General features: G+C 71.2%; 19 protein-coding genes and 3 pseudogenes. 9 read left to right on the top strand and 13 right to left on the bottom strand.

Features of this window, described 5'->3' with window-relative positions; genetic code table 11:
- Positions 1-54: 54 nt before the first annotated feature.
- The 9 genes from ACWCPY_RS32140 to ACWCPY_RS32100 all read right to left on the bottom strand — a co-directional run bounded on the left by ACWCPY_RS32140 (position 55) and on the right by ACWCPY_RS32100 (position 10,596).
- Positions 55-1,821, bottom strand: a complete 1,767-nt coding sequence (locus tag ACWCPY_RS32140) for a VgrG-related protein (protein WP_451270908.1) — start codon at positions 1,819-1,821, stop codon at positions 55-57.
- Entirely contained in the window at positions 1,818-2,540 is a 723-nt protein-coding gene (locus tag ACWCPY_RS32135) for a CIS tube protein (protein WP_451270906.1), read from the bottom strand. The genes ACWCPY_RS32140 and ACWCPY_RS32135 overlap by 4 nt, the downstream gene beginning before the upstream one ends.
- Before the next feature lie 76 nt (positions 2,541-2,616).
- A complete protein-coding gene (locus ACWCPY_RS32130) occupies positions 2,617-3,042 on the bottom strand; it encodes a phage tail protein (protein WP_093544217.1) in 426 nt (141 codons plus the stop codon).
- A 62-nt stretch (positions 3,043-3,104) separates the two neighbouring features.
- Positions 3,105-3,362, bottom strand: a complete 258-nt coding sequence (locus ACWCPY_RS32125; RefSeq protein WP_451270904.1) for a hypothetical protein — start codon at positions 3,360-3,362, stop codon at positions 3,105-3,107.
- Between the two features lie 2,749 nt (positions 3,363-6,111).
- Positions 6,112-6,270 (bottom strand): DUF6760 family protein, encoded by a 159-nt coding sequence (locus ACWCPY_RS32120; protein WP_177328192.1) that lies wholly within the window; start codon positions 6,268-6,270, stop codon positions 6,112-6,114.
- Positions 6,267-6,758, bottom strand: a complete 492-nt coding sequence (locus tag ACWCPY_RS32115) for a hypothetical protein (RefSeq protein ID WP_451095113.1) — start codon at positions 6,756-6,758, stop codon at positions 6,267-6,269. Before ACWCPY_RS32115 ends, ACWCPY_RS32120 begins: the two co-directional genes overlap by 4 nt.
- Positions 6,755-7,195 (bottom strand): phage tail protein, encoded by a 441-nt coding sequence (locus tag ACWCPY_RS32110; RefSeq protein WP_072486912.1) that lies wholly within the window; start codon positions 7,193-7,195, stop codon positions 6,755-6,757. Before ACWCPY_RS32110 ends, ACWCPY_RS32115 begins: the two co-directional genes overlap by 4 nt.
- Positions 7,196-7,234: 39 nt before the next feature.
- On the bottom strand, positions 7,235-8,761 hold the full coding sequence (locus tag ACWCPY_RS32105) for a phage tail sheath family protein (RefSeq protein ID WP_451270901.1): 1,527 nt from the start codon (positions 8,759-8,761) through the stop codon (positions 7,235-7,237).
- Between the two features lie 518 nt (positions 8,762-9,279).
- Positions 9,280-10,596, bottom strand: coding sequence for a COG1470 family protein (locus tag ACWCPY_RS32100; RefSeq protein WP_451270899.1), 1,317 nt, complete (start codon positions 10,594-10,596; stop codon positions 9,280-9,282).
- A 216-nt stretch (positions 10,597-10,812) separates the two neighbouring features.
- Between ACWCPY_RS32100 and ACWCPY_RS32095 the strand changes: the two genes are divergently transcribed.
- From ACWCPY_RS32095 to ACWCPY_RS32080, 4 genes are all read left to right on the top strand, one after another.
- Positions 10,813-11,541, top strand: a complete 729-nt coding sequence (locus ACWCPY_RS32095; protein ID WP_451270897.1) for a helix-turn-helix transcriptional regulator — start codon at positions 10,813-10,815, stop codon at positions 11,539-11,541.
- A 215-nt stretch (positions 11,542-11,756) separates the two neighbouring features.
- Positions 11,757-14,894: a hypothetical protein gene (locus ACWCPY_RS32090; protein WP_451270895.1), complete on the top strand. Its 3,138-nt coding sequence runs from the start codon at positions 11,757-11,759 to the stop codon at positions 14,892-14,894.
- The gene (locus ACWCPY_RS32085) at positions 14,891-15,595 is read left to right on the top strand and encodes a DUF4255 domain-containing protein (RefSeq protein WP_451270893.1); all 705 of its coding nucleotides are present in this window, start codon (positions 14,891-14,893) and stop codon (positions 15,593-15,595) included. Before ACWCPY_RS32090 ends, ACWCPY_RS32085 begins: the two co-directional genes overlap by 4 nt.
- Positions 15,592-17,727, top strand: coding sequence for an ATP-binding protein (locus ACWCPY_RS32080; RefSeq protein WP_451270891.1), 2,136 nt, complete (start codon positions 15,592-15,594; stop codon positions 17,725-17,727). Before ACWCPY_RS32085 ends, ACWCPY_RS32080 begins: the two co-directional genes overlap by 4 nt.
- A 9-nt stretch (positions 17,728-17,736) precedes the next feature.
- Here the strand turns inward: ACWCPY_RS32080 and ACWCPY_RS32075 are convergent, their stop codons facing one another.
- Positions 17,737-18,228 carry a carboxymuconolactone decarboxylase family protein gene (locus ACWCPY_RS32075; RefSeq protein WP_451270981.1) on the bottom strand — a complete coding sequence of 164 codons (492 nt, stop codon included), beginning with the start codon at positions 18,226-18,228 and terminating at the stop codon, positions 17,737-17,739.
- A 134-nt stretch (positions 18,229-18,362) separates the two neighbouring features.
- Between ACWCPY_RS32075 and ACWCPY_RS32070 the strand changes: the two genes are divergently transcribed.
- The 3 genes and pseudogenes from ACWCPY_RS32070 to ACWCPY_RS32060 form a co-directional block, all read left to right on the top strand.
- Positions 18,363-19,352: a pirin family protein gene (locus ACWCPY_RS32070; RefSeq protein WP_451270889.1), complete on the top strand. Its 990-nt coding sequence runs from the start codon at positions 18,363-18,365 to the stop codon at positions 19,350-19,352.
- A gap of 40 nt (positions 19,353-19,392) precedes the next feature.
- A complete protein-coding gene (locus ACWCPY_RS32065; protein WP_451270887.1) occupies positions 19,393-19,734 on the top strand; it encodes a GNAT family N-acetyltransferase in 342 nt (113 codons plus the stop codon).
- Between the two features lie 258 nt (positions 19,735-19,992).
- Positions 19,993-20,115 (top strand): annotated as a pseudogene (locus tag ACWCPY_RS32060) (N-acetyltransferase); the annotation flags it as partial.
- 13 nt (positions 20,116-20,128) lie between these two features.
- On the opposite strand, the gene bla reads toward ACWCPY_RS32060, so the two are convergent.
- On the bottom strand, positions 20,129-21,064 hold the full coding sequence (bla, locus tag ACWCPY_RS32055; protein ID WP_451270979.1) for a class A beta-lactamase: 936 nt from the start codon (positions 21,062-21,064) through the stop codon (positions 20,129-20,131).
- 324 nt (positions 21,065-21,388) lie between these two features.
- On the opposite strand from bla, the pseudogene ACWCPY_RS32050 reads away from it, so the two are divergent.
- A pseudogene (locus ACWCPY_RS32050) lies at positions 21,389-21,883 on the top strand (SAM-dependent methyltransferase); the annotation flags it as partial.
- An 11-nt stretch (positions 21,884-21,894) separates the two neighbouring features.
- Here the strand turns inward: ACWCPY_RS32050 and ACWCPY_RS32045 are convergent.
- The gene (locus ACWCPY_RS32045; protein WP_451270885.1) at positions 21,895-23,664 is read right to left on the bottom strand and encodes a protein kinase domain-containing protein; all 1,770 of its coding nucleotides are present in this window, start codon (positions 23,662-23,664) and stop codon (positions 21,895-21,897) included.
- 293 nt (positions 23,665-23,957) lie between these two features.
- Here ACWCPY_RS32045 and ACWCPY_RS32040 point away from each other — a divergent pair, with 293 nt between their 5' ends.
- A complete protein-coding gene (locus ACWCPY_RS32040) occupies positions 23,958-24,725 on the top strand; it encodes a class I SAM-dependent methyltransferase (protein WP_451270883.1) in 768 nt (255 codons plus the stop codon).
- A 28-nt stretch (positions 24,726-24,753) separates the two neighbouring features.
- On the opposite strand, the pseudogene ACWCPY_RS32035 reads toward ACWCPY_RS32040, so the two are convergent.
- Positions 24,754-24,848: pseudogene (locus ACWCPY_RS32035) on the bottom strand (transglycosylase SLT domain-containing protein); the annotation flags it as partial.

The raw sequence follows: 24,848 nt of genomic DNA, 5'->3' as shown, positions 1-24,848 counted from the left end.
GTTCTCCTTGCTGGAAAAGGGACTTCTGAGGGTGTCGCACGGTTGTTGAGCGCGTCAGTTGATCCTGATGAGTCTGGCCTTGAGCACGCCGAGCAGTCCTCCGTCGATCGTGACCCCCGTCTTGCCGTTGACGGTCACCGAACTGCCCTTGATGTTCACGTCGCCCGTTCCGGCGTCGAGTGTGATCCCGGACGCGGAGAGCGTCACGGAGCTCAGCGCGCGGGTGCCGCCGCGGGCGTACACCGTCAGCGCGATCTCGCTCCGCCGCTCGTCCAGGGTGACTTCGAGCCGTTTGTCGCCGCTGGCCAGCCGGACACCGGACGGTCCGCGCGGGGCGTCCAGCAGCTCCAGCCGGTTGCCCGAACGGGACACCAGGGAACGGCGGTTGACCTTTCCACTGGTCGGGTCGACCAGTGGCACGTCGTGCGGCGAGGGCTTGTCGACCCCGTTGTAGAGACCGCCGAGCACATACGGGCTGTCCAGCAGCCCCTGCTCGAACCCGACCAGCACCTCGTCGTTGACCTCGGGGCTGAACACCCCGCCACCGCCCTGGCCGCCCCACTGCACCGTACGGACCCAGTCGGTCACATAGGTGTCGTCGAGCCAGGGGAACTTCAGCCGGACCCAGCCCCGTTCGGCCTTGCCCTCACGGATGTCGGTGACCACACCGATCGCGAGACCCGGCATGCGCGGGCCGCGCGAGGGCGCGTTCGCGCCGCTGGTCAGTCCCGCCAGGGAGCGGTCGGGGGCCGCGCTCACCAGCACGGTCGTGCGGTAGCCGCCGTTGGGTTCCAGTACGTGGTGCGCGGCGGTCGCCGTGTAGCGCCCGGCAAACGCGGGTCCGACGTTGCCGAGGGCCACCGGCTCGCCCGCCCGCAGTTGGGGATTGCCCTCGGCGACCGCCTCGATCTCGCCGAATCCGGCGCTCACCGAGGCGGCCACCGAACCGGCCACCGCCGTGGCCTCGGCCTGCGTCCGGTACGGGGTGTCGGTGACCGTCATCCGGGCGTTCGGGCCGAACGCCCCGGCCGCCAGCGACGGGCTCATACCCGGGGACACCGTGTCGCTGCGGATGGACTGCTCACGGGCGACCAGCCGTGTCTTGGTGTCGACGTTCCAGCCGCGCACCTCCACACTGTCCGCCCCGTCCGCACCGGTCAGCACGGCCCGCAGGGCCAGGAGGTTGCGCCCGTACTCCAGGACCATCGGATGCCGGGTGGCGGAGGTGGCCGGTGAGGGGGCGGAGGCCGCGGGCTTCGGTTTCACGAACTGCAACAGGCCCTTGTCGTCCACCCGCACCTGCGCGCCGCTCTCGCCCGCGAGGTACTGGAGGAAATCCCAGTCCGAGACATTGGGCTGGGTCAGCTGCTTGTACGTGATGGGCGCGGCCTCGATCTTCCCGCACGCCAGCCCGGCGCCCGCGGCGACCTTGCGGACGATGTCCGCGGTCTTCATGTTGCGGAAGGCCACCACCTTCCGTCCGCGCTGGAGCCGGTGGGCCTTGGAGAAGGCGCGGACCACCGTGAACGAACCGGTGGTGTCGCTGTCCAGCTCGACCGCCGTGACCTCACCGGTGAACAGTCGCTCGCGCACCCGCTCCTGCACGGTGACCACGGATATCTTCAGCGGGGTGCCGATGGTGAGCCCGGTGGCGGTGAGCAGCTTGTGATCGGGGTCGCGGTACGTCAGCACGGCGGTGTCCGGCAGGCCGACGTTCTCGTCCACCACGCAGCTCACCAGCTGGGCGGCCCAGGCCGCCGGCAGCTCACCGGGGGCCTCGACGATGGGGTCGGCGGCGAAGGAGCGGCCGGCGGCGGTCACCGGCTGCCCTCCGGGGCGTGGTCTTCCAGTCCGGGCACGACGAGCTCCGTGCCGGGGATCAACTGCATGGGGTCGTCCACGTCGTTGGCCTCGGCGATCGTGCGCCACGCGGTGGCGTCGCCGTACTCCCGCCAGGCCAGCAACGGCAGGCTGTCGCCGGCGACGACCCGGTGCGTACGACGTGCCTCCCGCGAGCCGGACGTGGGGTTCTGGCCCGCCGGGTCCACGCTCGCCTCCTCGATCGACAGCGCGCAGGTGGCGCGCAACGGCTTCCCGTCGACGTCGAACAGGGTGTACGAGACGGAGAGGTTGGACATCACGCCGTCGAACGAGGTCGTCTTCGACGTGCCCCAGTCGAAGCGGACCCAGGGGCTGGCGGGCGTCTTGCGGGCCAGGCTGCTGGGGGTGGGCACACATGCCAGCATCAGTTGCTCCACCGCTTTCTCCACCGAGTTGTCATGGGTGGCGGTGGCATCCAGGAAGACCTCCAGGGACAGCGCCCGGGGCCCGCTGCCCACGAACTCGGGCAGTGCGGACTGCCCGGCCATCCGGGACGGCGTACGCCGCCACTCGGTGCTCTTGCTCAGCGACAGCTTCGCGGGGTTGAACTGCAGGGTGATCCGGGCGAGGTTCCCGCCCGGTTTGGCGCCGACGGTGGTCGGCGGTTCCATGATGGTCAGCTGGGCGCGAGCACGGCTGGTACGGACAGCGGGTGACATGGCGCTCCTCCTTCCCGGTCTTCTCTGATACCTGTACCTGTGGTGAACGTTGGCTGGTAGGGACTGTGACTGGTTGTCAGGACGGTTCCAGGCCCTCGTGTGCGATCTCCAGCGTCTCGATCGCCGCCTGCGAGTTGGCGGGGTCGAAGGACGGTCCCTGCCAGCGGACCGGCACGATTCCCTGCACCTGCCAGCTGATGATGCGGCTGAGGTCCGGACGGAGTGCGACGATCTCGCCGTCCTTGGGCTCGACGCGCTGGATCGTCTCGTTCAGCCATCGTGCGATCTTGAGGGTGTCGGCGGTGACGGGGCGGGTCAGTGTGATGTTGGTCCAGGTGATCCGCCCCGGCAGCTGCCAGGTGAAGCCGTTGTTGCCGCCCTCGGCGTACTGCTCCATCTCCACCTCGGCGCCCAGACCCGAGCAGGTGTGGAACGCCCCCAGATCGCTGCCCCCGATGACGAGCTTGAAGAACACGCTCGTCGCGAAGATGTTGTCCGTCATGTGCTTCTCTTCTTCTCTGATGTATCCAAGTGCCGAGCAGTGTGCGGGCGTTCGGGGTGCGGTCAGCGACGTCCGTCGTACAGCCGCCCGGTACGCTCCCGCCCTCTGCGCATGTCCGCCCGGATCAGCCTGCTCACCGGGTCGAGCAGGCGGCGGGCCAGTTCCTCGATGTCCGCCGCGGTGACCCGGTTCGCGGCCGGAGCCTCCTCGGCGGGCGAGTCGGCCGGCCCGGTCCTTCCGGGTTGCCGGGCGGTCTGCACGGGAGCTGCCCGCACCGGAACACCGGTGATCCCGGCGGCGGCCGCCGCGCGCTGAACCACCTCTGCCGAGACCCCGGAGGCGCCAGGAGTTCCGGTGGCGCCGGAGGCTGCGGCTGCCGGAGCCGGTGCGCGTCGCGGAACCCGTACCGCGAGGCTCGGTGGCCCGGGGAGGGGGGAATCGGTTCCCTCCATCGGTCCGGTGGCCACCGGAGCAGCGGATTCGGGCACCACGGGCAGCGGCATCCGCTGTACGGGCACGACGGTCGCCCCCGGCCTGTGCGGGCCGGGCGGATCCGGGCGCACGACCGGAACCGGCTGAGCTGCCGGCGACGCGGACGGGGTGCCGGATGCGGGCCGTGGTGCCGGGGGCGGCGCAACGGGACGGTGGGCGGGGCGTGGCCCCGCGAGGTGCTGCTCCGGCAGGCCGGGCTCGGGGCGGGACGGCGACGTTGTCCTGCCGCCGCTTACCGCACGTTGCACGAGCCGCACGAGGGGGCCGCCGCCCGCCGGCCCGCGCGCGTTCCGGTCGGCGGCCGGCCCCGCATCGGGTGCGGCTACGGTTCCGGCCCCGGATGCTGCACCTGCTGCCCGTCCGGTCCCCGGAACGCGAACAGGTTCACCGACGGGCATCCGGCCGGGGGGCGTTCCGCTCCGCGCGGGGCCGGGCGGCGGGTCTTGGGACACGAGGCGTTGGACGGCGCCGGGCGACGGGTCTCGGGACACGAGGCGTTGGACGGCGCCGGGTGTCGGGCGCTCGGGCGCCGCACCGCCGGACGTCGGCCCCGGGGCGGTCGCACGGGACCGGTGCGGTGCAGCGGGTCCGGCAGGACGGGAACCACCGGGCCCCGAGGACGGCGACAGCGCACCGGCCCCCGGCTGCTGGGAATCGCGACGCCAGGTGGGCACCACGACCGGACTTACGTTGCTGTCGGCCGTCGGCCCCGAGAAGCCATCGCCGGAGCCGGTGCTCACCTTCAGGGACCTGCCCGAGAGGAGAGCCCTCGACCGCTGGACGACGGGTGTGGTCGGCCCCCCGAGGACCCCGGCGGCCCGTCCGGCCGGCTGTCCCTTCTCCCGCTCCGGGGTGATCCTGCGGATACGTACCGGTGCGACAGGAGCGGGAACGGAGGAGGCAGAGGTGGTGATCGGTGCGCCCGCACGCGCGGCGTCCACCACACGCTGAACGGCCGCGGGTCGCGGTGCGGATCCACTGGGCGGAGCAGGTACGACGGACGAGCGCACCGGCATCGAGGGCGCGTTCGCGGTCATGGACACCGCCGGTGTGGCCGGTGCGGCGGGCACGGGCTGCTGCGACGCGCCCTGCTGCGGGGCTGCGGCTCCCGGCCGGGGTGTGCGACGGCGGTCGCCGAGCAGCGGAGCGTCGTTCCGGACTCGGGCCGTCGACGGAAGCGCCGGAAGAGGAGTGCCGATCCCGCCACGGGCACGAGCCTGCGGGCCGGGCCGGTCGGGCTGCGACGACTGCGGGGCCCGGGACTCCGGGGCCCGGGACTCCGGGGCCCGGGACTCCGGGGCGCGAGCTTCCGACGGGGACGGCGGCTGACGTGTCGACGGCTTCGTCGCATCCGGTGGGGGCGCGGTCACCGCCGGGGTTGCCGTGTCCGATCCCAGGCGCTGAAGTACCGGCATGTCCGCCGGCTGTTGCCCTGCCGGGGCGGACGGGACGACCCCGCTCGGTGCTGCCGGGCCTGTGGGTACGGCCCCGGTGGGCAGTTCCCGCAGGGGCTTGCCCAGAGCGGGGCGCACCGGGGCGGCAGTGGGACCGCCGACGGTGGGACTGCCGGTGAGGGAACGGTCAGCGGCGGGACGGTCAGCGGTGCGGTCCGACGGCGGTGCGACACCCGGCGCGACAGCTCGTGGAGTCTGTTGCGGCGCGTCCTGCCGCGCCGTGGAGGTGGTGACGGAAGTGTCCGGCAGGGAGGCCGTGGGCGGCAGGATTCCGGCGATGTTCCGCAGTGCCATCGCCGGACGCCGGGCAACGATCAGCGACGGGGTGGTCCGCCGAGGACGTACGGCCGCGGGCTCGGCCCGCTGGAGCGGGACCGGCGCCGGTGCGGTGTCAGCCGGGTGCTGCGACGCCGGTGTGCCGGCCGGTTCCGAAGCCCGGCCCGAAGCCCGGCCCGAAGCCGGGCCGGGAGTCGCGGCCGGTGCCGTGCCCGTCGCAGGGACCGCCCCTGCCGCGGCTTCCGGGGCGGTCGCGCCGTCCCCACCGGCCCGCCGCCCCGGGGCCCCGCTGCCGGAGGAACGGGCGGACGAGGAGCGGGGAGACGGAGATCGGGGAGACGAGGAGCGGGCGGACGGAGCGCGGGAGGGCGACTTGGTGCTCTTCCGCTGGACAGTCGCGGGCGTCGGGCCCGTCACGGTTTCCGCGTCCTCGTCCGCACCCGTCCGGGCGGCACGCAGCAGCAGCGGCCCGCCCGGGGACTCGGACCGCGGTGCGCCCGGACGGGCGACGCCATGGATGAGACCCACCGGCGCGGACGGCAGTACGGCATGGCCGAGTTCGCTGCCGAACGCGAGGTTCTGCCACGAGGCGAGGCCGTCCCTGAACCGCAGCCCGTCGCTCACCCCGATCGAGGACCGGGCGACGGTCACCGTGGGCGGCGCGACCTGCCGCCAGCCGCCGTCCCAGTCGCCGCCCCGGGCACGGTTCGGCCGGCCGGCCCCGTTGTCGCCCCGGTCGGCTTCCGGCTCCGGGCTTCGCCCGGTGTCGGCCCCGGCCCCGACCGGGGACGGCGTTCCGGGCCGCTGCCGGTCCCCTCGGCGGAACCAGTCTCCGAACCCCACACGATCACCCGCCTTCGTTGACGCGGGTGTTGATCCGCGCTATCTCCCGCACCCACTCCTGACGCTCGCCGTGGGTGAGGTCGAGGATGTCCTCTCGCTGCCAGTGGAAGTGGTAGGCGACGTACGCGATCTCCTCCCGCAGACGGGAAGGCGCGTACGTCACGATTCCCCCAGGCGCCCACCCGACAGATCCACCTCGAACGACCCGTGGCACAGCGGGCAGGTCACCGCGGCGTGCGTGTGGCCCTCGCTGTTGATCCGGCGGTAGAAGTCCTGGAGGAACGCCACGTCCGTGGCGTACATCCGCTCGACGACCCCGGCGTGCACATCGGTGATGGTGCCGAGCTGGGTGATCACCTGGCTCAGCAGCACCACGGACAGATACGCCGGGTTCTCCTTCACCCGCAGGTCGATCTGCGGGCGCAGCTCGTCCCGCGCCGTCGCGAGCCGCATCGAGCCGCGCCGGTGGACCTGGCCCTCGTCGTCGACGTAGCCGCGCGGGAGCTCGAACTCGAACTCCGCACGCATCGCCTGCTGTTCACGGGCCGGAGGCTGCGCGGGAGCAGCCTCCTCCCGTGCGGCGGGCGGGGCGGACGCCAGGCTGTCGAGGACTTCGTCGAGCCCGCCCGACGTAACGGTCCTGCGCCTCATTCGACCACGATCTCCTCGAAGGTGATGGTCACCGACTCCGTGGCGGCGCTGGATTCGCCGGCCTTCAGCGAGGGGCCCTCCCACTTGCTGGCCCAGCCCTGCATCAGCTGGATGCGCCGGACCGTCTCACCCTTCGAGTCCTTGATCTCGATGGTCAGGTTCTGGCGCGCGGTGTCGACCGCACCGTTGTTGAGCGTCTCCTTGATCCATTTGGTGAACTCGCTGCTCTTGTCGAGTCCTCGGGTGATCGTCACCTCACCCGCCTGACGCGCGCCGGGCTGCTTGCGGATGATCTGCTTGCCCTCGGCGGTCACCTGACGGACCTCGACGACTTCCTCCTCGACGGTCAGGCCGCTGATCTCTTGGATCGACTCGACGAGATAGCCGCCGAGCTGCACGCCGAAGACGTGGGTGGAAAGAGCGTCGCCCTCTGCCATGACTCTGTGTCACCTGTTCCGTTTGCGGACCCTGTCGGGTCACTCGTTGACAAGGCTGGTGCTGTCGGAGAACTGTGCGAGGCGGAAGATCACGAACTCCGCGGGCTTCACCGGAGCGACGCCGATCTCGCACACGACCTGACCGAGGTCGATCGACTCCTGCGGGTTGTTGTCACGGTCGCACTTGACGTAGAACGCCTCCTCGGCCGTGCGGCCGAACAGGGCGCCCCGGCGCCACTCCTCGGTGAGGAAGGCGGTGACATTGCGCCGGATGCTCGACCACAGACGGTCGTCGTTCGGCTCGAACACCACCCACTGGGTGCCCAGGAGGATCGACTCCTCCAGGTAGTTGAAGAGGCGGCGCACATTGAGGTAGCGCCAGGCCGGGTCGGACGAGAGAGTGCGGGCGCCCCAGATCCGGATGCCGCGTCCGGGGAAGGCGCGTACACAGTTGACACCGATCGGGTTGAGCAGGTCCTGCTCGCCCTTGCTGAGGCGGATCTCCAGGTCCAGCGCGCCGCGGATGACCTCGTTGGCAGGGGCCTTGTGCACCCCGCGCTCGCCGTCGCTGCGTGCCCAGACACCGGCGACGTGACCGCTCGGGGGCACCAGGGCGTTCTGACCGGTCGCCGGGTCGAAGACCTTGAGCCAGGGGTAGTACACGGTCGCGTAGCGCGAGTCGTATCCGGCGTCGTCGTTGCGCCAGGTGCGGACGCGCTGGGCGTTCATGCCCGGCGGGGTGTCCAGGACGGCGACCCGGTCGCCCATCTGCTCGCAGTGCGAGATCACCGCCAGCTGGACCGCCTTGACGCCCTCGGCGTCGATGTCCCCGCGCTGGTAGGCGCTCATCAGGTCCGGAACGGCGACCATGGTGATCTCGTCGATCGCTTCGAGTCCCGCGAACCCCGTACGGGCGGCGGCGTCGCCGACGTACTCGGCCGGGTCGACGCGAGCGACGCCGGTTCCGGGGGCGGCGGCGGGTGCGAGGGAGAGGCTCTGGTTCTCGGGGCGGGTCTGGGTCGCGCCGGGCTGCTCGGTGACCTCGACGAGCTTGGACTGGCGGGCCTGGGTGACGAGATAGCCCTTGACGTTCTTGCGGCTGGAGACGTCGTAGGTCTCCACCACCTTGCCGGCCTGCCGCACCAGGAGCCGGAACCGGTCCTCCGGAGGGTTCTCTCCCTCGGCGTCGGTGACCTCGACGGAGAGGTCCGCGCTCGCGCCGGGCCGCGCGGACACCTGGAACCCCCCGAGGGCGGCGGGCGCGGCCGGCCCGGACACGGACTGCTGCGCCGAGTCCTGCGCGGGGCCGCCGATGCGCACGATGTAGGCCGCGCCACCACCGTTGGCGAAGTAGCCGTAGACCGCGGGGGTCAGGTACGTGTCGGCGGTGAAAGTGCCGAAGATCTGGACGTACTGGTCCCAGTTCGTCACCAGCGTCGGCTGGTGGAAGGGGCCGGACTCCGCGAAACCGACGAAGGCTGCGACCGCGGTGCCGACTCCCTCGATGGGCCTGGCTCCGGACTGCACCTCCTCCACGTATACACCGGGGGTGAGGTACGACGGCATACTCGCTCCTTCGCGTGGTCATTCGTTCGCCGCCGAGTCTTCCTCGGCGGCCGTGGCGGACAGTAGGTCTCAAAGTCCTGGGCACGGGGCAACGGTGCTGCCTTCCCAGGCACCCGAGCGACAGAAGTGCTTCCCCTTGCGGACCGGTCGCGGCAGTCGCGGCATTTCCCGGTCCGGCCGTGTGACAGCGATGTGTACTGCGGATTTCCGGAAGATGTCCGCCGGCCGGGGGTAGGCGGAAATCAGCCAGAATTCACGGGCCACGACTATCCGCTCAGGACCGGCCGACCGAATCCGGTCCTCGGCCGCTCCACGCGCCCCTCCGGAGTCCTCGGATGGGCACGTGGCCGGAAACTCCCTACCTACCGCATACATGACGGAACCCGGTCGGGCCGGATGACCTCTCAAGTGCACGGGAGAAGGAAACTGCCAACGACCGGCAAGCCGGGTTTCCCTCGGTCGGGTTTTCTGCTGTTCTCATCCTCCGTGGGGGAAGCAGGAGGCCAGGAGCCTTGTTCCTACGGTGCGAGATCGCTCAGCACACCGCTGACATTGAGCACCTGATGGCATTCGGAAGCTTGGGTTCCGGTCGCCGGTGTGCCGGGTTTGGCACAGGTGACGGACGCGGTGACCGTGTCGTTCTCCTGGATCTGGATGGGGGTGACCCAGTGGTAGTCCTGGTTGCGAAAGGTCTCCAGCGCGATGGTGGTGATCTTCCGTTCCCCGAAGGAGATCGTCAGCACCCCTTCGTCGCCCTGGAAGTTCGCCACCACAATGTCCGTGATTCCGAATACCTTCCCCTGCGGAACCCGGTACGTCCCGTTCTTCTTGGCCCCGGATCCGGTCTGCACATCGATCGTCGCCGAGCTCTGCTGGGTGCCGCCCGTTCCCCCGCCCGTCCCCGAGCCGGAACCGCCCGAACCGGAGCCCCCGGACCCGTTCGGCTTGCCCTGCCCCTTGTCGTCGCCCTGGCCACCGGACGGGTCTCCCGAACTGCCCCCAGCTGCCGAACCCTTTTGCCCGCCAGGGGGTGTCTTCTCCTGCGCGGCTTCGTGCGCCGCCTGCTTCGCGGTGCTCCGCACGGCGGGCCGGACCAGCGCGAACCACGCGAGCAACAGGGCGAGCAGCGCGGCAAGCACGATCAGCAACCACCGTGGGAAGACGGGCAGTTGAGCGAACTCACCCGACAGCGCCTCGGCCCTGCCGGGCTGCTCGCCGTCGGCGTCCCCTTCGGTGCTTTCCGCAGCCTCGACCTCGAACGGCCAGGTGACCGGCTTGCCGAACCAGATGAGCTTGCGGGTCCGTACCCTCAGCCCCATCTCGGCGGACTCGCCCGGTTCCAGGCGCCGTTGGCCCGGCGTGAAGGCCAGTCGCAGCTCCTCCCCGGCCTGTTTGCCGGTGAGGGTGATGTCGACCGCGGTGTTTCCCCTGTTCTGCACCGAGGTGCGGAACCGGGCGCCCAGCCAACCGGAGCGCCGGCGCGGGTCGAGGTCCGCCCGGAGCTCGTGAAAGGGCCCGACGACCACCGTGGCCTCGGGAACCGCCACCGACTCGGGGTGCTCCGTGGGCAGAACGCGGACACCCAGGGGTATCTCGCCGGCCCGCACCTCATGGGACCGGGGCGGGGCGAGCCGTACGGTCACCGCCTCGGAGGTGCCCGGGTAGAGGGACACCCGTGCCGGCTCGACAGTGCTCCAGGCGGCGCAGTCACCGACCACTTCGAACGTGTACGCCTCGACGATGTCGCCATCGTTGCGCACGGTCAGGGTCGTCGTCGCCTCGGCACCGGGCGACACCGTCACCGTGGGCGTTTCGAGTTCGGCAGATGTGGTCACCCTTCGACGTTAAGCCGCACCGATGGTCGCGCAGCAGAGACGCGAGGGCAACGATCGGGCACGAGTGGTGCCCCGAGGGCACAACGGCGCGATGTCCCGGCGACCCCTCCGCGGGCCCGCTCGCCGTGCCGGAGGGCGGCGCGGTCGAGTGCGGAGACAGGCGTATCGGACGGAATCAACGACGGAAGTATCTGAGGAAGACAGGCACGCAGAAGAATGACGACGACAGCAGAGATGAAGAACACGGCCGTTGAACGCGGCCATTACCGCAGGCCCACCGCGGCGGAGCGATCCGCCGAAGGCCGGGCCAAGGAGGCTCCCCGGGGCAGGGTCTCCGTCGCCGTGTACGCGGAGGACCTGATCCTGCGGACCGGTGTGGAGCACCAGATCCGTCCGCGGCCCGAGATAGAGCTGATAGCCGACGCCGAGGCGGACCGGGCCCAAGTCTCCTTAGTAGTAGTGGACATGGTGGACGAGCGCACCGTCCAGCTCCTTCAGCGTCTCCAGCGCAACACCACGACCCGCACCGGACTCGTCGTCGGTTTCTTCGAATCGGGCGCGCTCCAGACCATGATCGAGTGCGGTGTCGCCGCCGTCCTCAGGCGCGGGGAGGCCAACCAGGACAGCCTCGTGCACCTGGTCACGGCCATGGCGAACGGCGAGGGAGTGCTGCCGGGCGACCTGCTCGGCAAGCTCCTCGACCATGTCAGCAGCCTCCAGCGCACGGTCCTCGACCCCCGGGGGCTGTCGCTCTCCACGCTCACGACGCGGGAGGCGGAGATGATCAGGCTGGTGTCGGAGGGCTACGGCACCGCGGAGATCGCGCAGAAGACCTCGTACTCCGAACGCACCGTCAAGAACGTTCTGCACGAGGTGGTGACACGGCTCGAACTGCGCAACCGGGCGCACGCCGTCGGCTACACCATGCGGCACGGGCTCATCTGAGTGCTGTCCCCGGGCTCCCGTGCGGACGGCGTGAGGACGTCGCCGCACGGGGGTGAGCCGGTCTTTCCGGCCCTGGCGGACGGGCGAGGGGCCGGGGAGGCGCCGCAAAGGGCAACAGTCGCTTCCCCCTCTCCGGGTACTCCGGACCTGTCCTCGGCCCCGGCCGCGCACGATGCTTGTCTTGGAGAGTCATCAAAAAGACTGTGAGGTGGGCCGTGACCGGCACTGCTGGCCCTGCGAGGCATACCCGGCTGGGCCGACTGACGGGTGCGGTGGTGCTGTTGGCGCCGCTGCTGGTGGCGGGTTCCGCGACCGCGCCCCGGAGTGCGCCGCGCATCGCCGCGGCGGCGGACGAGAGCCCCGCGGATGCCGGGCGCATCGCCTATGCCGGTACCGAGCACCGCAGCCTCGGCCGGGTCACCGACCCGTCCACCAGCGACCCGCTGTTCGGCCCCGGGCCGGCCCACTACGACCAGGACCCCTTCGCGCGCGGTGAGTTGCTGGTCTTCACCAGCCTGCGTGACAGCCTGCGGCCCCAGGTGTACGTGCGTGACGCGGGCGGAGCGGTGCGCAGGCTCACCACCGACCGGGACGCCGCGCATCCCGAACTCTCCCCGGACGGACGGACCGTGGTGTTCGACTCCGCGGAGCGCGGATCGGACGGTGTGGTCCAGCGTGAACTGTGGATCGTCGGGATCGACGGATCCGGTCTGCGGCGGCTGACGGACACCCCCAACAACGAGACCTCCCCGACCTTCTCCCCGGACGGCTCACGGATCGCGTACTCCTGTGACTCCGGTCCCGGGCGGACCGGTCTGATCTACGAACGGGCCGTGGCAGGCGGCGCGGCGAGGGTGATCAGTGACGGCCCGCCCGGCGACGCGACCGAGCCGGAGTGGAACCCGGTGGACGACGACACCCACCGGGCTCGTATCGCGTACACCCTCACCACGGACGAGACGACGGGTCCCCGGCTCCGGGTGACCGAGGGAATCGGAGCCGACCGGCCGCTGCTGGCCGGTGTCCAGGCCGACTGGCGCTCGCGGTCGGCCGCCTGGCTTCCGGACGGGAACGGCCTGCTCTTCCTCAGCCCCGACACCACCTGCGGGTGCAAGGACTACGACCACGTCTACCGGACGACCGCCTTCGACGGGAACGAGCCGGGCCTGACGCTCGGCGAGGACCGTGCGGTCGAGTCGCCGACCTGGCTCGGGCCCGCGGACTCCGGGACGCCCGTCGTGGCACGGCGGACCTCCCGCGAGGCGAACGACGTGACGCTCCAGGACGTCCGGCAGGACGGTTCGGACCCGCGGGACCTCGGGCGCTCCATCCTGAAGGAGGACCCGGAGGCCAATACCAACACCGACCCCGCCAAGGATCCGCTGTTCAATCCGTCGGAGGCCTACGACCCCTGGACCGAGCGGCAGAACTACACACCGGACGGCAGGCGCATCGTCCTGACCCGCTTCGAGGGTCCGGAGAAGGAGCGTGTCGAGCGGATCTGGCTGGCCGACACCGACGGCACCCATGAGGCGGCGATGCCGCTCGCCGGGCGCGGTCCCCGTGACTGGGACACCGACCCCACGTTCTCGCCCGACGGCACCAAACTGGCGTTCACCAGAACCTCTCCCGGCCGGGTCGACGGTCAGCCGGGGCCGAGCAGCATTCTCATCGCGGATGTCGCCACGGGAGCGATCGAAGGCCGGATCGTGCCGCCGGCAGGGCAGTCGACCGGAGGCGACGCCCAGCCGGCCTGGTCGTCGGACGGCACCACGCTCGCCTTCACCCGCAACCATGTGATCCGGGGCCTCGGCGGCATCAAGCACGTCTGGACCGTCCCGGTATCGGCGCTCGACCAGCAGCGGGACCTCAGCGCAACCATCTGCCCCGGTGAATGCAAGAAGATCGACGACAGTCCCGCGTTCTCCCCCGACGGCAGCTCGCTCGCCTTCAACCGGAAGGACGGCGGCGGCCAGGTCAATGAGCGCGCCGGTGTCGTCGTGACCTCGCTGACCGGAGGCGAGTGCCGGGTCGTGCTTCCGTCCGTCCAGCGGAACAACCCCGACGCCTGCCACCAGGAGATCCCCGACACCTCACGGACCGGTCCCTTCCAGCCCCGCGACGTGGCCTGGTCGCCGGACGCGGGGCGGCTGGTGCTGAGTTCACGCCGGGCGCTCGCACCGAACTCCCCGGAGCAGCTGTCCGTGCTCGACCTCGCCTCCGGCACGCTGACGCCGTTCGGCGAGAGGATCGGCGGACGGCAGAAGGAGCCCGCGTTCCAGCAGTCGGTCGACCTGTCCCTGACCGCGCCGCCCACCGGCCCCTCGGTGGAGACCGGTTCCTCCGTCTCGGTGACGGTCACCGTCACCAACCGGGGTCCCGCGCCCTCGCCCGGCACCGTGCTCACCGTCGACGCCCCACCCGGTGTGCGCCTGGAGGAGCTCACCACCCCGGCCGGGACCTGCGGCACCGAATCTCCCCAGTGCGACCTGGGAGTGCTCCCGCCGGGGACGAGTGTGGAGGTGACCGCCCGGCTCACCGGGGTGACGCCGGGAGACCAGCGGATCGGCTGGTCGGTCGCCGGAGCGGTGGTCGACCCGAACCCCACGGACAACGCCACCGGCACCACCGTCCCGGTCCAGGAGACACCCGAGAAGCCGACGCCCACTCCGACGCCCCGGCCTCCGGCCCCCGAGCCTCCCGAGCCCGAGGCCGGGCCGGCGGTCTCCGTGCGGGCCCAGCCCAGTCCGGGCTACGTCGGCGGCCGGGTGGTGGTGACGTACACCGTGCGCAACGGGCGGAACGCGCTCGCCACCGGACTGCGGCTGAAGCTCGGACTGCCCTCGCGGATCCCTGCGGGTCCACTTCCGGCGGGCTGCACCACCGGGGTGTGCACACTGCCCGACCTGGCACCGAACGCCTCCACGGTCGTCCGCGTCGTGCTCAGGCCGGACCGGGCGCTGACCACGAGCATCACCGGAACACTGACCACGACCGGCACGGACGCCAACCCCCGTGACAATGTGTCCAGGAAGCCGCTGCGCATCCTCCAGCCCCGGATCATCGCGGTACCCGCCGTCGGCAAGCCGGGGTTCGTCACCTCCGTGCGGGGCAAGGACTTCCCGCCCGGGGCACCCGTGAAGCTGTCCTGGAAGCCGGGGATCACGGCGGCCGCACCGCCCGCCTTCCCGCGCCGGGACCGTACGTTCATCGCGCAGCTGCTGATCCTGGCGAAGGACCAGACGGGGCCGCGCACGATCACCGCCGAGGGACCGGGGTTCAGCCCGGTCACCACGTCCTTCCTGGTGGTCGGCGGCACCATCGTCCCGCCGGACGAGGTGGGTCGCCGATGATCCACGAAGTGGACGAGGGGCTGCGGCTGTTGCTGGTCGACGCCGGCCTCCAGGAGAGCGGCGTCGACCTGGTCTTCGACGCGCCGACGAAGGACTGGTCCGCCCGGCGCAACGCGCCCACGATCAGCGTCTTCCTCCACCGCATCCGTGAGGACGCGACCCGCCGCCGCACCGGTGCCGCCGAGGAGCACGACGAGGAGGGAATGGTCATCGGCCGGCGGACCCCGCCGCGCTGGTACGAGCTGACCTATCTGGTGACGGCCTGGACCAATCGCCCGCAGGACGAACACCGCCTGCTCTCCGAGGTGTTGCGCTGTCTCGTACGGTCGGACGTGCTGCCCGCCCGGATGCACACGGGCAGTCTCGCCGAGCTCGGGCTGGCGGTGGAGCTGGAGGCGGCGGGACCGGGCATCGACGGGCCGTCCGCCTCGGACGTGTGGTCAGCGCTCGGCGGTGAGCTCAAGGCCGCCATCGATCTGCGGGTATGGGCACCGCTGGCCGGTGAACGGACGGCCGCCGGCCCGCCGGTCACCGAGGGCCTGGTGGTGAAGTCCGCGCCCGCACGGGAGGGCGACGGGGCGGGACCGGGGCGCCGGCTGCGCTACGACGGGGCGTCCGACCCCGGCGGTCAGGGCTTCGCCGCGGAACGGGAACGGCAGCTGCCGCCCGGCCGGCGCAGGCGCGGAGGCACCGCCCGATGACCACGACACAGGGCACCCGTGCCGTCCGCGGACCGGCCGACGCCCCGACGGCGGCGGTCGAGGAGCTCTGGGAGCGGCTGGTCCACGTCGAGCAGCGGGTGCGGACCGCTGTGGCGCTCCGGCGGGCGGCCGATCCGCAGCCGGACGATCCGTACCGGGGGCAGTACCTCACCCCCGAGGCGGCCGCGCGGATCGTGGAGTCCCGCGACGCGTTCTCGCCCGTCCCCGTGTACGGCTCCGAGCCGTCGCCGCAGTCGCCGCCCGGGAGCCGGATCAGGCGGCTCGTCGAGAACTTCGGCCTGGTCCCGCTGGACATCGATCTGCTGCTGGTCGCGATGGCCCCGGACATCGACAACCGGTTCGAGCGGCTCTACGGCTATCTCAACGACGACCTCACCCGGCGCAGGCCCACGATCGGCCTGGCCCTGGACCTCTGCGGACTGCCCGCCGCGGGCTCCGGCCGCTTCCGGTTCTCGCCGTCCGCGCCGTTGGTCGCGGGCGGGCTGCTGGAGGTCCTGGAGGCCGACCGCCCGCTGCTGTCGCGGGTGCTGCGTGTGCCGGACCGGATCACCGCGTATCTGCTGGGCGACGACGAGACCGACGGGAGGCTGCGCGGTCTCGTCCGGGCGGTCACGTGCGGGGAGGGGCCGGACACTGCTCCGGAGGTCCTGCGGGTCGCGGCGGCGCTGGGCACGGGCAGCGGACTGGTGCATCTGCTCGACCGGGGCGGCGATCCCGGGAAACTGGCGGTCGAGGCGCTTCTCGCCGCGGGACGCCGTCCACTGGTGGTCGACATCGCGGCCCTGGCTGCTCTTCCCGAACCGGCGGATACCGTACGGACGCTGGCGGCCGAGGCCAGGCTGAGCGGCGGCGGGGTCGTCCTCGGGCCGCTGGAGTCGCTCGCCCCCGAGCGGCCCGAGCGGGCCCGGCTGCTCAGCGACGTCTGCGCCGCGGTCTGCGGTGCTCCCCTGGTCGCTTACGGGAGGAAGAACTGGGATCCGCTGTGGACAGCGGAGAGTCCGGTTCCGGTCCCTGTCCTGCCCCCCGGCCCGGGGGGCGTGGCGCGGCAGTGGCGGCGGGCACTCGCCGAGGCCGGCGCTTCGGTCGGGCTGCCCGCCGGGGGCGCGTCGGCCGGTGAGGAGCTCGTCGAGGCCACCGCCTCCTACCGGCTCGACTCCGAGCAGGTGCGCAAGGCGGCCGTCGTCGCTTCCCGGCTGGCCGTCCTGGAGGACCGTCCGGTGGACGCGCAGGATCTGCGTGCGGCGGTCCGGGCGCAGAACGGGGCGGGGCTCGAACGGCTCGCCCGCCGCATCGAGCCGGCGGTCGGCTGGGACGACCTCGTACTGCCTGCCGCGACCCGTCGCGAGCTGTCCGAGCTCGCCCTGCGCGCACGCCACCGCGAGCAGGTGCTCGGGCAGTGGCGGATGCGGCCGGGGGGCGGCCGGGGACGCGGGATCATCGCGTTGTTCGCGGGCGAGTCCGGGACCGGCAAGACCATGTCCGCCGAGGTGGTGGCGTCGGAGCTGGGCATGGAGCTCTATGTCGTGGATCTGTCCACGGTGGTGGACAAGTACATCGGGGAGACCGAGAAGAACCTCGAAAGGATCTTCGCGGAGGCGTCCGACGTCAACGGCATCCTGCTGTTCGACGAGGCGGACGCCATCTTCGGGAAGCGCTCGCAGGTCAAGGACGCGCACGACCGGCACGCCAATGTGGAGTCGGCGTATCTGTTGCAGCGGATGGAGTCCTTCGACGGGATCGCGGTGCTCACCACCAATCTCCGGGGCAATCTCGACGAGGCCTTCACCCGGCGCCTCGATGTGATCGCGGAGTTCCCCATGCCGGACGCCGTCCAGCGCCTGGCCCTGTGGGACCGCTGTCTGGGGACGGCGGTCCCCCGCGAGGCCGGACTCGACCTGGAGTTCTGCGCCGGCCGCTTCGAGCTGGCGGGAGGGTCGATCCGTGCCTGCGCGGTGACCGCCGCCTATCTGGCGGCGGAATCGGGGCAGCCGCTGGGGATGGAGCAGATCGTCTCGGCCGTGCTCCAGGAGTACCGCAAACTGGGCCGACTGGTCCGGGAGAACGAGTTCGGTCCCTGGCTGGAGCGGGCGCGGGGCGGCGGCGCGGGGTAGCGCCGGAAGTCAGTGTCCCGGGGCGGACGTTCCCGGTGCCCTGCGCACGGGGTGCTTGCTCAGGATCGAGACCCGGTTGAAGGCGTTGATCGTGATCGCCACCCAAATCACCGCGGAGATCTCGTCGTCGCCGAACACCTCGCGGGCCGCACCGTAGGCGGCCTCCTGCGCGGTGGCGTCGGCGGGTTCGGTGGTCGCCTCCGCCAGCGCGAGCGCCGCGCGTTCCCGCGGGGTGAACACCTCCGTGTCCCGCCAGGCCGCCAGCACTCCGAGGCGCTGCGTGGACTCGCCGGCGCGGAGCGCCGCCCTGGTGTGCACATCGAGGCAGTAGGCACAGCCGTTGAGCTGTGAGACGCGGAGATTGACCAGCTCCACCAGCACACGGTCCAGGCCGGCGTCGGCGGCGGTCGCACGGACCACCTCGGAAGTCTGGACCAGAGCGTGGTACGCCTTGGGGGACTGCTTGTCGACGAAGATCCGCCGACTGTCCGGTGTACTCATCGCGTCGCTCACTCCGGTCTCCTTCCGACCACGCCGGTCCGCCCGCCGTTGCCGTGCGTTTCGGGCGGTGGTGCCCTAAGATCCAACCATGGTAGTTGAATATCCAACAAGCGTGGTCCAGGGGGTACCGGGCGATGAGCAACGCTGAGACGGCCCCGGCCGAGGTGCGCTGTGCGGCTTCGGTGAACGACGGGCACGGCGGAGCGACACCGCAGGTCGAAGTGCTGACCCCGCGCGACGTCCCGCTGGGCGGCCCGCGGGCGATGACGGTACGGCGCACCCTGCCGCAGCGCAGCCGCACCCTGATCGGCGCCTGGTGCTTCGCCGACCACTACGGCCCCGACAACGTCGCCGAGACAGGCGGCATGGATGTCGCGCCCCACCCCCACACCGGGCTGCAGACCGTGTCCTGGCTCTTCGGCGGGGAGATCGAGCACCGCGACAGCATGGGCAGCCACGCCTTCGTGCGCCCCGGCGAGCTCAACCTGATGACGGGCGGGCACGGCATCAGCCACACGGAGGTCTCGACCCCGCGGACCACGGTCCTGCACGGCGCCCAGCTGTGGGTGGCACTGCCCGAGGAACACCGGCACGCGGAGCGCGACTTCCAGCATTACGTCCCCGAGCCCGTCCGCCTGGACGGGGGCGAGGCCCGGGTCTTCCTCGGAACACTCGCCGGCACCGCGTCCCCGGTGCGGACCTTCACCCCGCTGCTCGGCGCCGAACTCCTCCTCGACCCGCACGCGACCGTCACCCTCGCCGTGGACACCGGCTTCGAGCACGGCGTTCTCGTCGATCAGGGCACCATCCGCCTGGGCGAGACCCCGGTACTCCAGGCGGAGTTGGGCTACGTGGGCCCCGGAACCGAAACCCTGACGCTCACCAACGCCTCCGAAGAAACGGCACGGGTGCTGCTGCTCGGCGGCACACCGTTCGAGGAGGAGATCGTCATGTGGTGGAACTTCATCGGCCGTAGCCACGAGGACATCGTCCGGGCCCGCGAGGACTGGGAGAGCGCCTCCGACCGCTTCGGCGCCGTCGACGGATACCCCGGTGACCGCCTCCCCGCTCCCGTTCTGCCGAATGCCACCATCCGGTCGCGCGGCAACCCCTCGCGCCGCTGAACCACCCCCACCCATCTCCCACTCGACGATCGGAAAGACCATGACGACGCCCGACGCCTCCGCTCCCGTCGTGGAGCGCATCGACGCACGGCACCGGTACGCGATCCAGGTGGACGGCACGACCGCCGGCTTCACCGTCTACCGGGACCGGGACGGACAGCGGGTCTTCTACCACACGGAGATCGACGACGCCTTCGCCGGGCAGGGCCTGGCCTCGATTCTCGTGACGGAGGCCCTCAACGACGTACGCGAGAGCGGTATGCGCATCGTTCCGGTCTGCCCCTACGTGGCCAAGTACCTCAAGAAGCACGATGAGTTCGCCGACATCACCGATCCCGTGACCTCTGAGATCCTCCAGTGGCTGGGGGTCGAGAAGCCGTAGGCGGACACGCAGTCCCTTCTCAGGTCGTGAGGGGCCGGGTACGGCAGCATTCGGTGGAATCCATGGGAATCGCTTCCTCGGGCCCGGCCGGGCGCGTGCGGCGGCCCGGTCCTCGACAGCGCCCGGCACCGGCGGTGGCCGAGCACCAGGGACTTTCGTCCGGATCAGGCCAGGCCCCGCGAGCCCGGCATGATCCGGACGAGAGGCCGTAACTCCTTCGGCCTCGATGACCGCCTGTGGCAGGGTGCTCCGCTGTGAAACGGTGCCGTCGAGGTACCCGGCGCACTGACACCGGTGCACTGCGACACCGCCCACGATCACGCCGTCTACGTCGAACCCAACGTCTGGATCCGGCACACCATCGCGCCGCGTCCCGCCTGAGTAAGCCCCTCGGCTACGACAGTGTGTCGGCGACCACGGACGCCGCCTGCGCGATGAGTTCGTTGTCGTAGTCGGCGTCCGCCCTGCTGCGGTTCGAGAGGATCGCCACCACGATGGGGGCACTGTCGGGCGGCCACACCACGGCGATGTCGTTGCGGGTGCCGTAGGTGCCACCGGATCCGGTCTTGTCGCCGATGACCCAGTCCTCGGGCATCCCGGCCCTGATGAGCTCGTCTCCGGTGGCATTGGCGCGCAGCCACTTCGTCAGCTGCGCGCGTTCGCCCTGTCCTAGAACGTCTCCGAGGACGAAGGCCCGCAGGTCGCCCGCGAGCGCCCGTGGCGTGCTCGTGTCGGACAGGGCACCGGGAGACCACTGGTTGAGTCGCGGTTCCCGGTGTTCCATCCGCGTCACGTCGTCGCCGATCCCGGCGAGCACGGCGTCCAGGCCCCGGGGGCCGCCCAGCCGGTCCAGAAGCAGGTTGGCCGCGGTGTTGTCGCTGAAACGGACGGCGGCATCGCACAGCGCGCCCAGGCTCATCCCGGTCCCGACGTGCTTCTCGGTCACCGGGGAGTTGCTGACCAGATCGTCCCGGGAGTACGTGATCACCTGGTCCAGCCCGTCCACGGAGTACTTGCGCAGGACCGCTCCCGCTGCCAGCGCCTTGAACGTGGAGGCGTAGGCGAAGCGTTCTCCGTCGTTGTGGGTGACCTCGCGACCGGTGCCGGTGTCGATGGCGTAGACGCCGAGCCGCGCGTCGAACTTGCGCTCGAGCTCCTTGAACCGTCCCGTGAACGGATTCGCACCCTCGGCCGGTCCCGTCGCCCCGGCGTGCGGGGAGGACGCCGCCGGGGAGGAGGGCGACGAGGGGTGGGGATCCTCGCCGCTGCACGCCGTGAGTGGTACGAGGGCGAGCGTGGCCAGTGCGCATACCGTGACGCGCCGTTCCATGCCGATCAGCGGTTTCATCGTCGTGCGGTTCCTTCTGTTCGTTCCGAGGGCGCGGTTGCGAAGTCACGGACCCGGAACGGGTTGCCCGGTGTGACCGTGTCGGCCTCCGTGTTCTTCGGGCCCCGAAGCGCGGTGGTGCTCGTCCGGTCCCTGCCGGAGCGGCGGTACGTGCGGGGCAGCCATACCCATGCCCGTACCCGTGCCCGCGGCCATCACTCACTTCGTGGTCCGTTGTCTTACCTGGGGCAGGAGGCGGCTTCCGGAATGAGGACAACCCTACGGAACGTGGTGGAGAACGCTCTCGGGTGACGCCGTGCGTCCATACCGTGCGGTGACACCGTCTGCGTGACGATCGGTGACTTCGCGACGACACGGGTGCCCGGCACGTTCACGGTCTCCTACCTCGTCTTCAACACGATCAACAATCTGACGACGCAGGACGCACAGGTCGACTGCTTCCGCAATGCCGCAGCGCACCTGAGACCCGGTGGCTGTTTCGTCGTCGAGGTGGGGGTGCCCGATCTGCGCCTGCTGCCGCCGGGACAGACAGCCGTGCCGTTCCACATCGGTCCGACGCAATGGGCGTTCGACACCTACGACACCGTCTCCCAGGCGATGAGTTCGAACTACGTCACCGTCGTCGACGGTCGCGCCGAGCACCGGTCCATCCCGTTCCGGTACGTGTGGCCGGCCGAGCTGGACCTGATGGCCCGGCTCGCCGGAATGCGGCTGCGCGACCGGTGGGAGGGGTGGAGCCGCACGCCGTTCACCGGCGAGAGCCGCAGGCACGTCTCGGTCTGGGAGAGACCCGGCGACTGACGGTGTACGGCTCAGGCGTGGAAGCCGTTGCAGACGACGGAGGTGTACTTCGTGGGCCCGCCCTCGACGTGGTACAGCACCACGGTCCAGTCACCCCTGTCGTCCCCCACCGGGAGCGCGTCGACGGCGCGTTCGCCGAAGTGGGCACGGAAGTCGTCGGGGTACTTGAACCTGACGGTTCCACCGGAGGACCAACCGGAGTAGATGTCGACGGGTTCGCTGGTGAAGCCGATGCCCTTGCTGACGGACCGAAGGGGCCGTCCGGTGGCCCGGTCCGTCTCGTGCGGGGGCCGCACCCCCACGGATATGTAGTACGGCGCCGGCCGCTTGCCCTCTCCGGCGTTCTGCGGGCGCAGCTCCAGCGTGGCGGTGTCGGAGCCCGTGGTGTGGGAGACGGAGGAGCGCAGTCCGGAGGGCGGTGAGGCATCGGTGATGCTGGACAGATCGCAGGAACCGATGCCCTGGGCTGCCTGCGCAGGATCGTCGGACAGGGTCCAGCGGTCCTGCGAGACACGGTCGTTCACGATGTGGTCCGGCGGCCCATCGGCCGGCCGCTTGTCGGCGGACGGTGAAGTGCTCGTCCGCGGTGCGGTCGGCCGCCCGGACGTGGTGATCTCCGTCGTGGGCTCGGCGCCGGTGTCCCCGCTGTCCGATTCCGGGAGCAGCCAGACCGTCAACGGGACCGCGACCGCCACCGCGCACACCGCGAGCCAGGCTCTGCCGCGTGAGGTCCGGGCGGGGCGCCGCGGGTCCGGGCCGGCGTCCGGTGCGGTGTCCGGCAGTCCGTTGGGTCCGGTGGTAGCGGCCCGCTCCGCCCGGCCGGCGGCCGGCCCGTGATTCGTCGGCCGTGTACCGGCACCGCGCTCCGGTGCGCGGACCGTCCCCATCTCCGTCTCCGGCTCCGCCTCCGGGCGCGCGCCGGACCACGTGGGCGGCTCCGTCGCGTACCCGGGTCCGGGGACGGGTTCGGCGGTGCGTACCAGCATCCGGTAGTGGGCGTCCGACGCGAGCGGCGAGTTCACCGCGCAGTGCGCGATCACGGCAGCCGGATCGGGTCGGTCCGCCGGGTCCTTGGCCACGCACTGCCGTACGATTTCGGCCAGCTCGGGCCGCACGCCTGCCAGGTCGATGTCCTCGTGCACGGTCCGGTAGCTCACCGCCGCCGGCTCGCCGGTGCCGTACGGAGGCCGTCCCGTCGCCGTGTACGCGAGGGTCGCGCCCAGCGCGAAGACGTCGGCCGCAGGGCCCACCTCATTGCGCAGGAGCACTTCGGGTGCGGTGTAGCCGGGGGTCCCCGACACCATCCCGTCCCGGGTCAGGATCGTCTGCTCAAGTCCTCGCGCGATGCCGAAGTCGATCAGTTGCGGCCCCTGTGGGGAGAGGATCACGTTGTGCGGCTTCAGGTCCCGGTGCGTGACTCCGTGGGCATGGACCGCGGCCAGCCCTTCGGCGAGCGCGGCGAGCAGTCCGAAGGCGCTGTCCGGCGGGAAGGGCCCACTCGCACCCACGGCGCCGCGCAGGGTGGGCCCTGACACGTACTCGGTGGCCAGCCAGTAGGGAGCCGCGTCGAGCGAAGCCTCGATCAGCTGCGCGGTGTAGGCGCTGCGCACGGCCTCGACGGTCTCGGTCTCCCGCCGGAACCGGGCCAGCGCCTCGGGGTGGTCGCTGATCTCGTCGCGGATGACCTTCACGGCCACCAGTCGTCCGCCGGGTGACCTGCCGAGATACACCTGTCCCATGCCGCCCGCGCCGAGACGGGCGAGTAGGTGGTAGGCGCCCATGCGCGCAGGGTCCTGAGGCCGCAGTGCATCCACGGCACGACTGTGCCACAGGTGCACACATCGTGGAGCGACGGTCGTCAACTCGTGACCGGGCCGGTCGCTCTCAACACGAGGGGGTCAAAGCCCTGTTGAGGACCGGGCCGGGCCGTTCCGGGGCAGCCGCGCTTCGGGACCGGCGAAGGCCACGGCGCTCCTCCGGGCCCCGCCGGGCCTCTGTGCCCTCCATGGCCCGGCGGCCGGGACGCGGGAAATGCTTGAGCGTCGACGCCGCGGGCCGTGCCAGGATGCTGGGCATGTCCGGTCGCGCACTGAGTTTCGGAGTGATGGCGGAAGCGTACGAGCGGTTCCGGCCGGGGTATCCCGTAGGCCTCTTCGACGAGGTGATGGCGTACGCGGGTGAACCGGCTCGGACCGCCCTCGAGATCGGCGCCGGGACGGGCAAGGCAACCCGGCTGTTCGCTCGACGGGGGGTCGAGGTCACCGCGACCGAGCCCGACGGGGCCATGCTCGCCGAGCTGCGCAAGCATGTGCCGGCGGGCGTCAGGACGGTGCAGGCCGCGTTCGAGGACTTGCGGCCCGGCCGGAAGTACGGGCTGGTCTATGTGGCGGCAGCGCTGCATTGGACGAATCCGGAGGGCCGGTGGTCACGCATGGCCGCGCTGGTGGAGCCGGGTGGTGTGTTCGCCTCGTTCGGCGGGCCGGTCCGACTGGCCGACCCGGTTGTGGCGGACGCCGTTCGCGCGGCACGAGCACCGTCCCTGGAGAGCGACGAGGTTCCGTCCCCGGACGGAACGCCTCCGGAGCAGGACATGCAGTGGCCGGGTACGGAGCTCCGACGGTCCGCATGGTTCACCGACGTTCAGCAGTCGGTGATCGAAAGGCGCTTGACGATGAGTGCTGCCGACTACGTCGGCCAGCTCTCGACCATCTCGGCCTATCTCGTGTTGCCGCCCTCGGAGCGGGAGCAGGTGTTCAGCCGGATCATGCGGGTTCTGCCCGCAACCGTTGAGATCGCCGCCGACATCACGGTCCACCTCGCCCGTCGGCGGTGTGCACGTTAGTGGACCGTCACGGCGTGCCATCCGCCTGTCAGTAGGCGGAGTTGACGTTGTCGATGGAGCCGTAGCGGTCGGCGGCGTAGTTGGCGGCGGCGGTGATGTTGGCGACGGGGTTGGTGAGGTCGT

This window comes from Streptomyces sp. NPDC002403, from assembly GCF_053593015.1.
The sequence above is the reverse complement of the archived record's forward strand: the minus strand, read 5'-3'. Positions and strand labels throughout refer to the sequence as shown.

Excerpts from the sequence above, each read along its gene's own strand:
- ACWCPY_RS32115 (WP_451095113.1), bottom strand. The coding sequence starts at position 6,758 with ATGAGGCGCAGGACCGTTACGTCGGGCGGGCTCGACGAAGTCCTCGAC.
- ACWCPY_RS32070 (WP_451270889.1), top strand. The coding sequence starts at position 18,363 with ATGAGCAACGCTGAGACGGCCCCGGCCGAGGTGCGCTGTGCGGCTTCG.
- ACWCPY_RS32080 (WP_451270891.1), top strand. The coding sequence starts at position 15,592 with ATGACCACGACACAGGGCACCCGTGCCGTCCGCGGACCGGCCGACGCC.
- ACWCPY_RS32065 (WP_451270887.1), top strand. The coding sequence starts at position 19,393 with ATGACGACGCCCGACGCCTCCGCTCCCGTCGTGGAGCGCATCGACGCA.
- ACWCPY_RS32075 (WP_451270981.1), bottom strand. The coding sequence starts at position 18,228 with ATGAGTACACCGGACAGTCGGCGGATCTTCGTCGACAAGCAGTCCCCC.
- ACWCPY_RS32085 (WP_451270893.1), top strand. The coding sequence starts at position 14,891 with ATGATCCACGAAGTGGACGAGGGGCTGCGGCTGTTGCTGGTCGACGCC.
- ACWCPY_RS32105 (WP_451270901.1), bottom strand. The coding sequence starts at position 8,761 with ATGCCGTCGTACCTCACCCCCGGTGTATACGTGGAGGAGGTGCAGTCC.
- ACWCPY_RS32095 (WP_451270897.1), top strand. The coding sequence starts at position 10,813 with ATGACGACGACAGCAGAGATGAAGAACACGGCCGTTGAACGCGGCCAT.
- bla (WP_451270979.1), bottom strand. The coding sequence starts at position 21,064 with ATGGAACGGCGCGTCACGGTATGCGCACTGGCCACGCTCGCCCTCGTA.
- ACWCPY_RS32130 (WP_093544217.1), bottom strand. The coding sequence starts at position 3,042 with ATGACGGACAACATCTTCGCGACGAGCGTGTTCTTCAAGCTCGTCATC.
- ACWCPY_RS32110 (WP_072486912.1), bottom strand. The coding sequence starts at position 7,195 with ATGGCAGAGGGCGACGCTCTTTCCACCCACGTCTTCGGCGTGCAGCTC.
- ACWCPY_RS32045 (WP_451270885.1), bottom strand. The coding sequence starts at position 23,664 with ATGGGCGCCTACCACCTACTCGCCCGTCTCGGCGCGGGCGGCATGGGA.
- ACWCPY_RS32135 (WP_451270906.1), bottom strand. The coding sequence starts at position 2,540 with ATGTCACCCGCTGTCCGTACCAGCCGTGCTCGCGCCCAGCTGACCATC.
- ACWCPY_RS32040 (WP_451270883.1), top strand. The coding sequence starts at position 23,958 with ATGTCCGGTCGCGCACTGAGTTTCGGAGTGATGGCGGAAGCGTACGAG.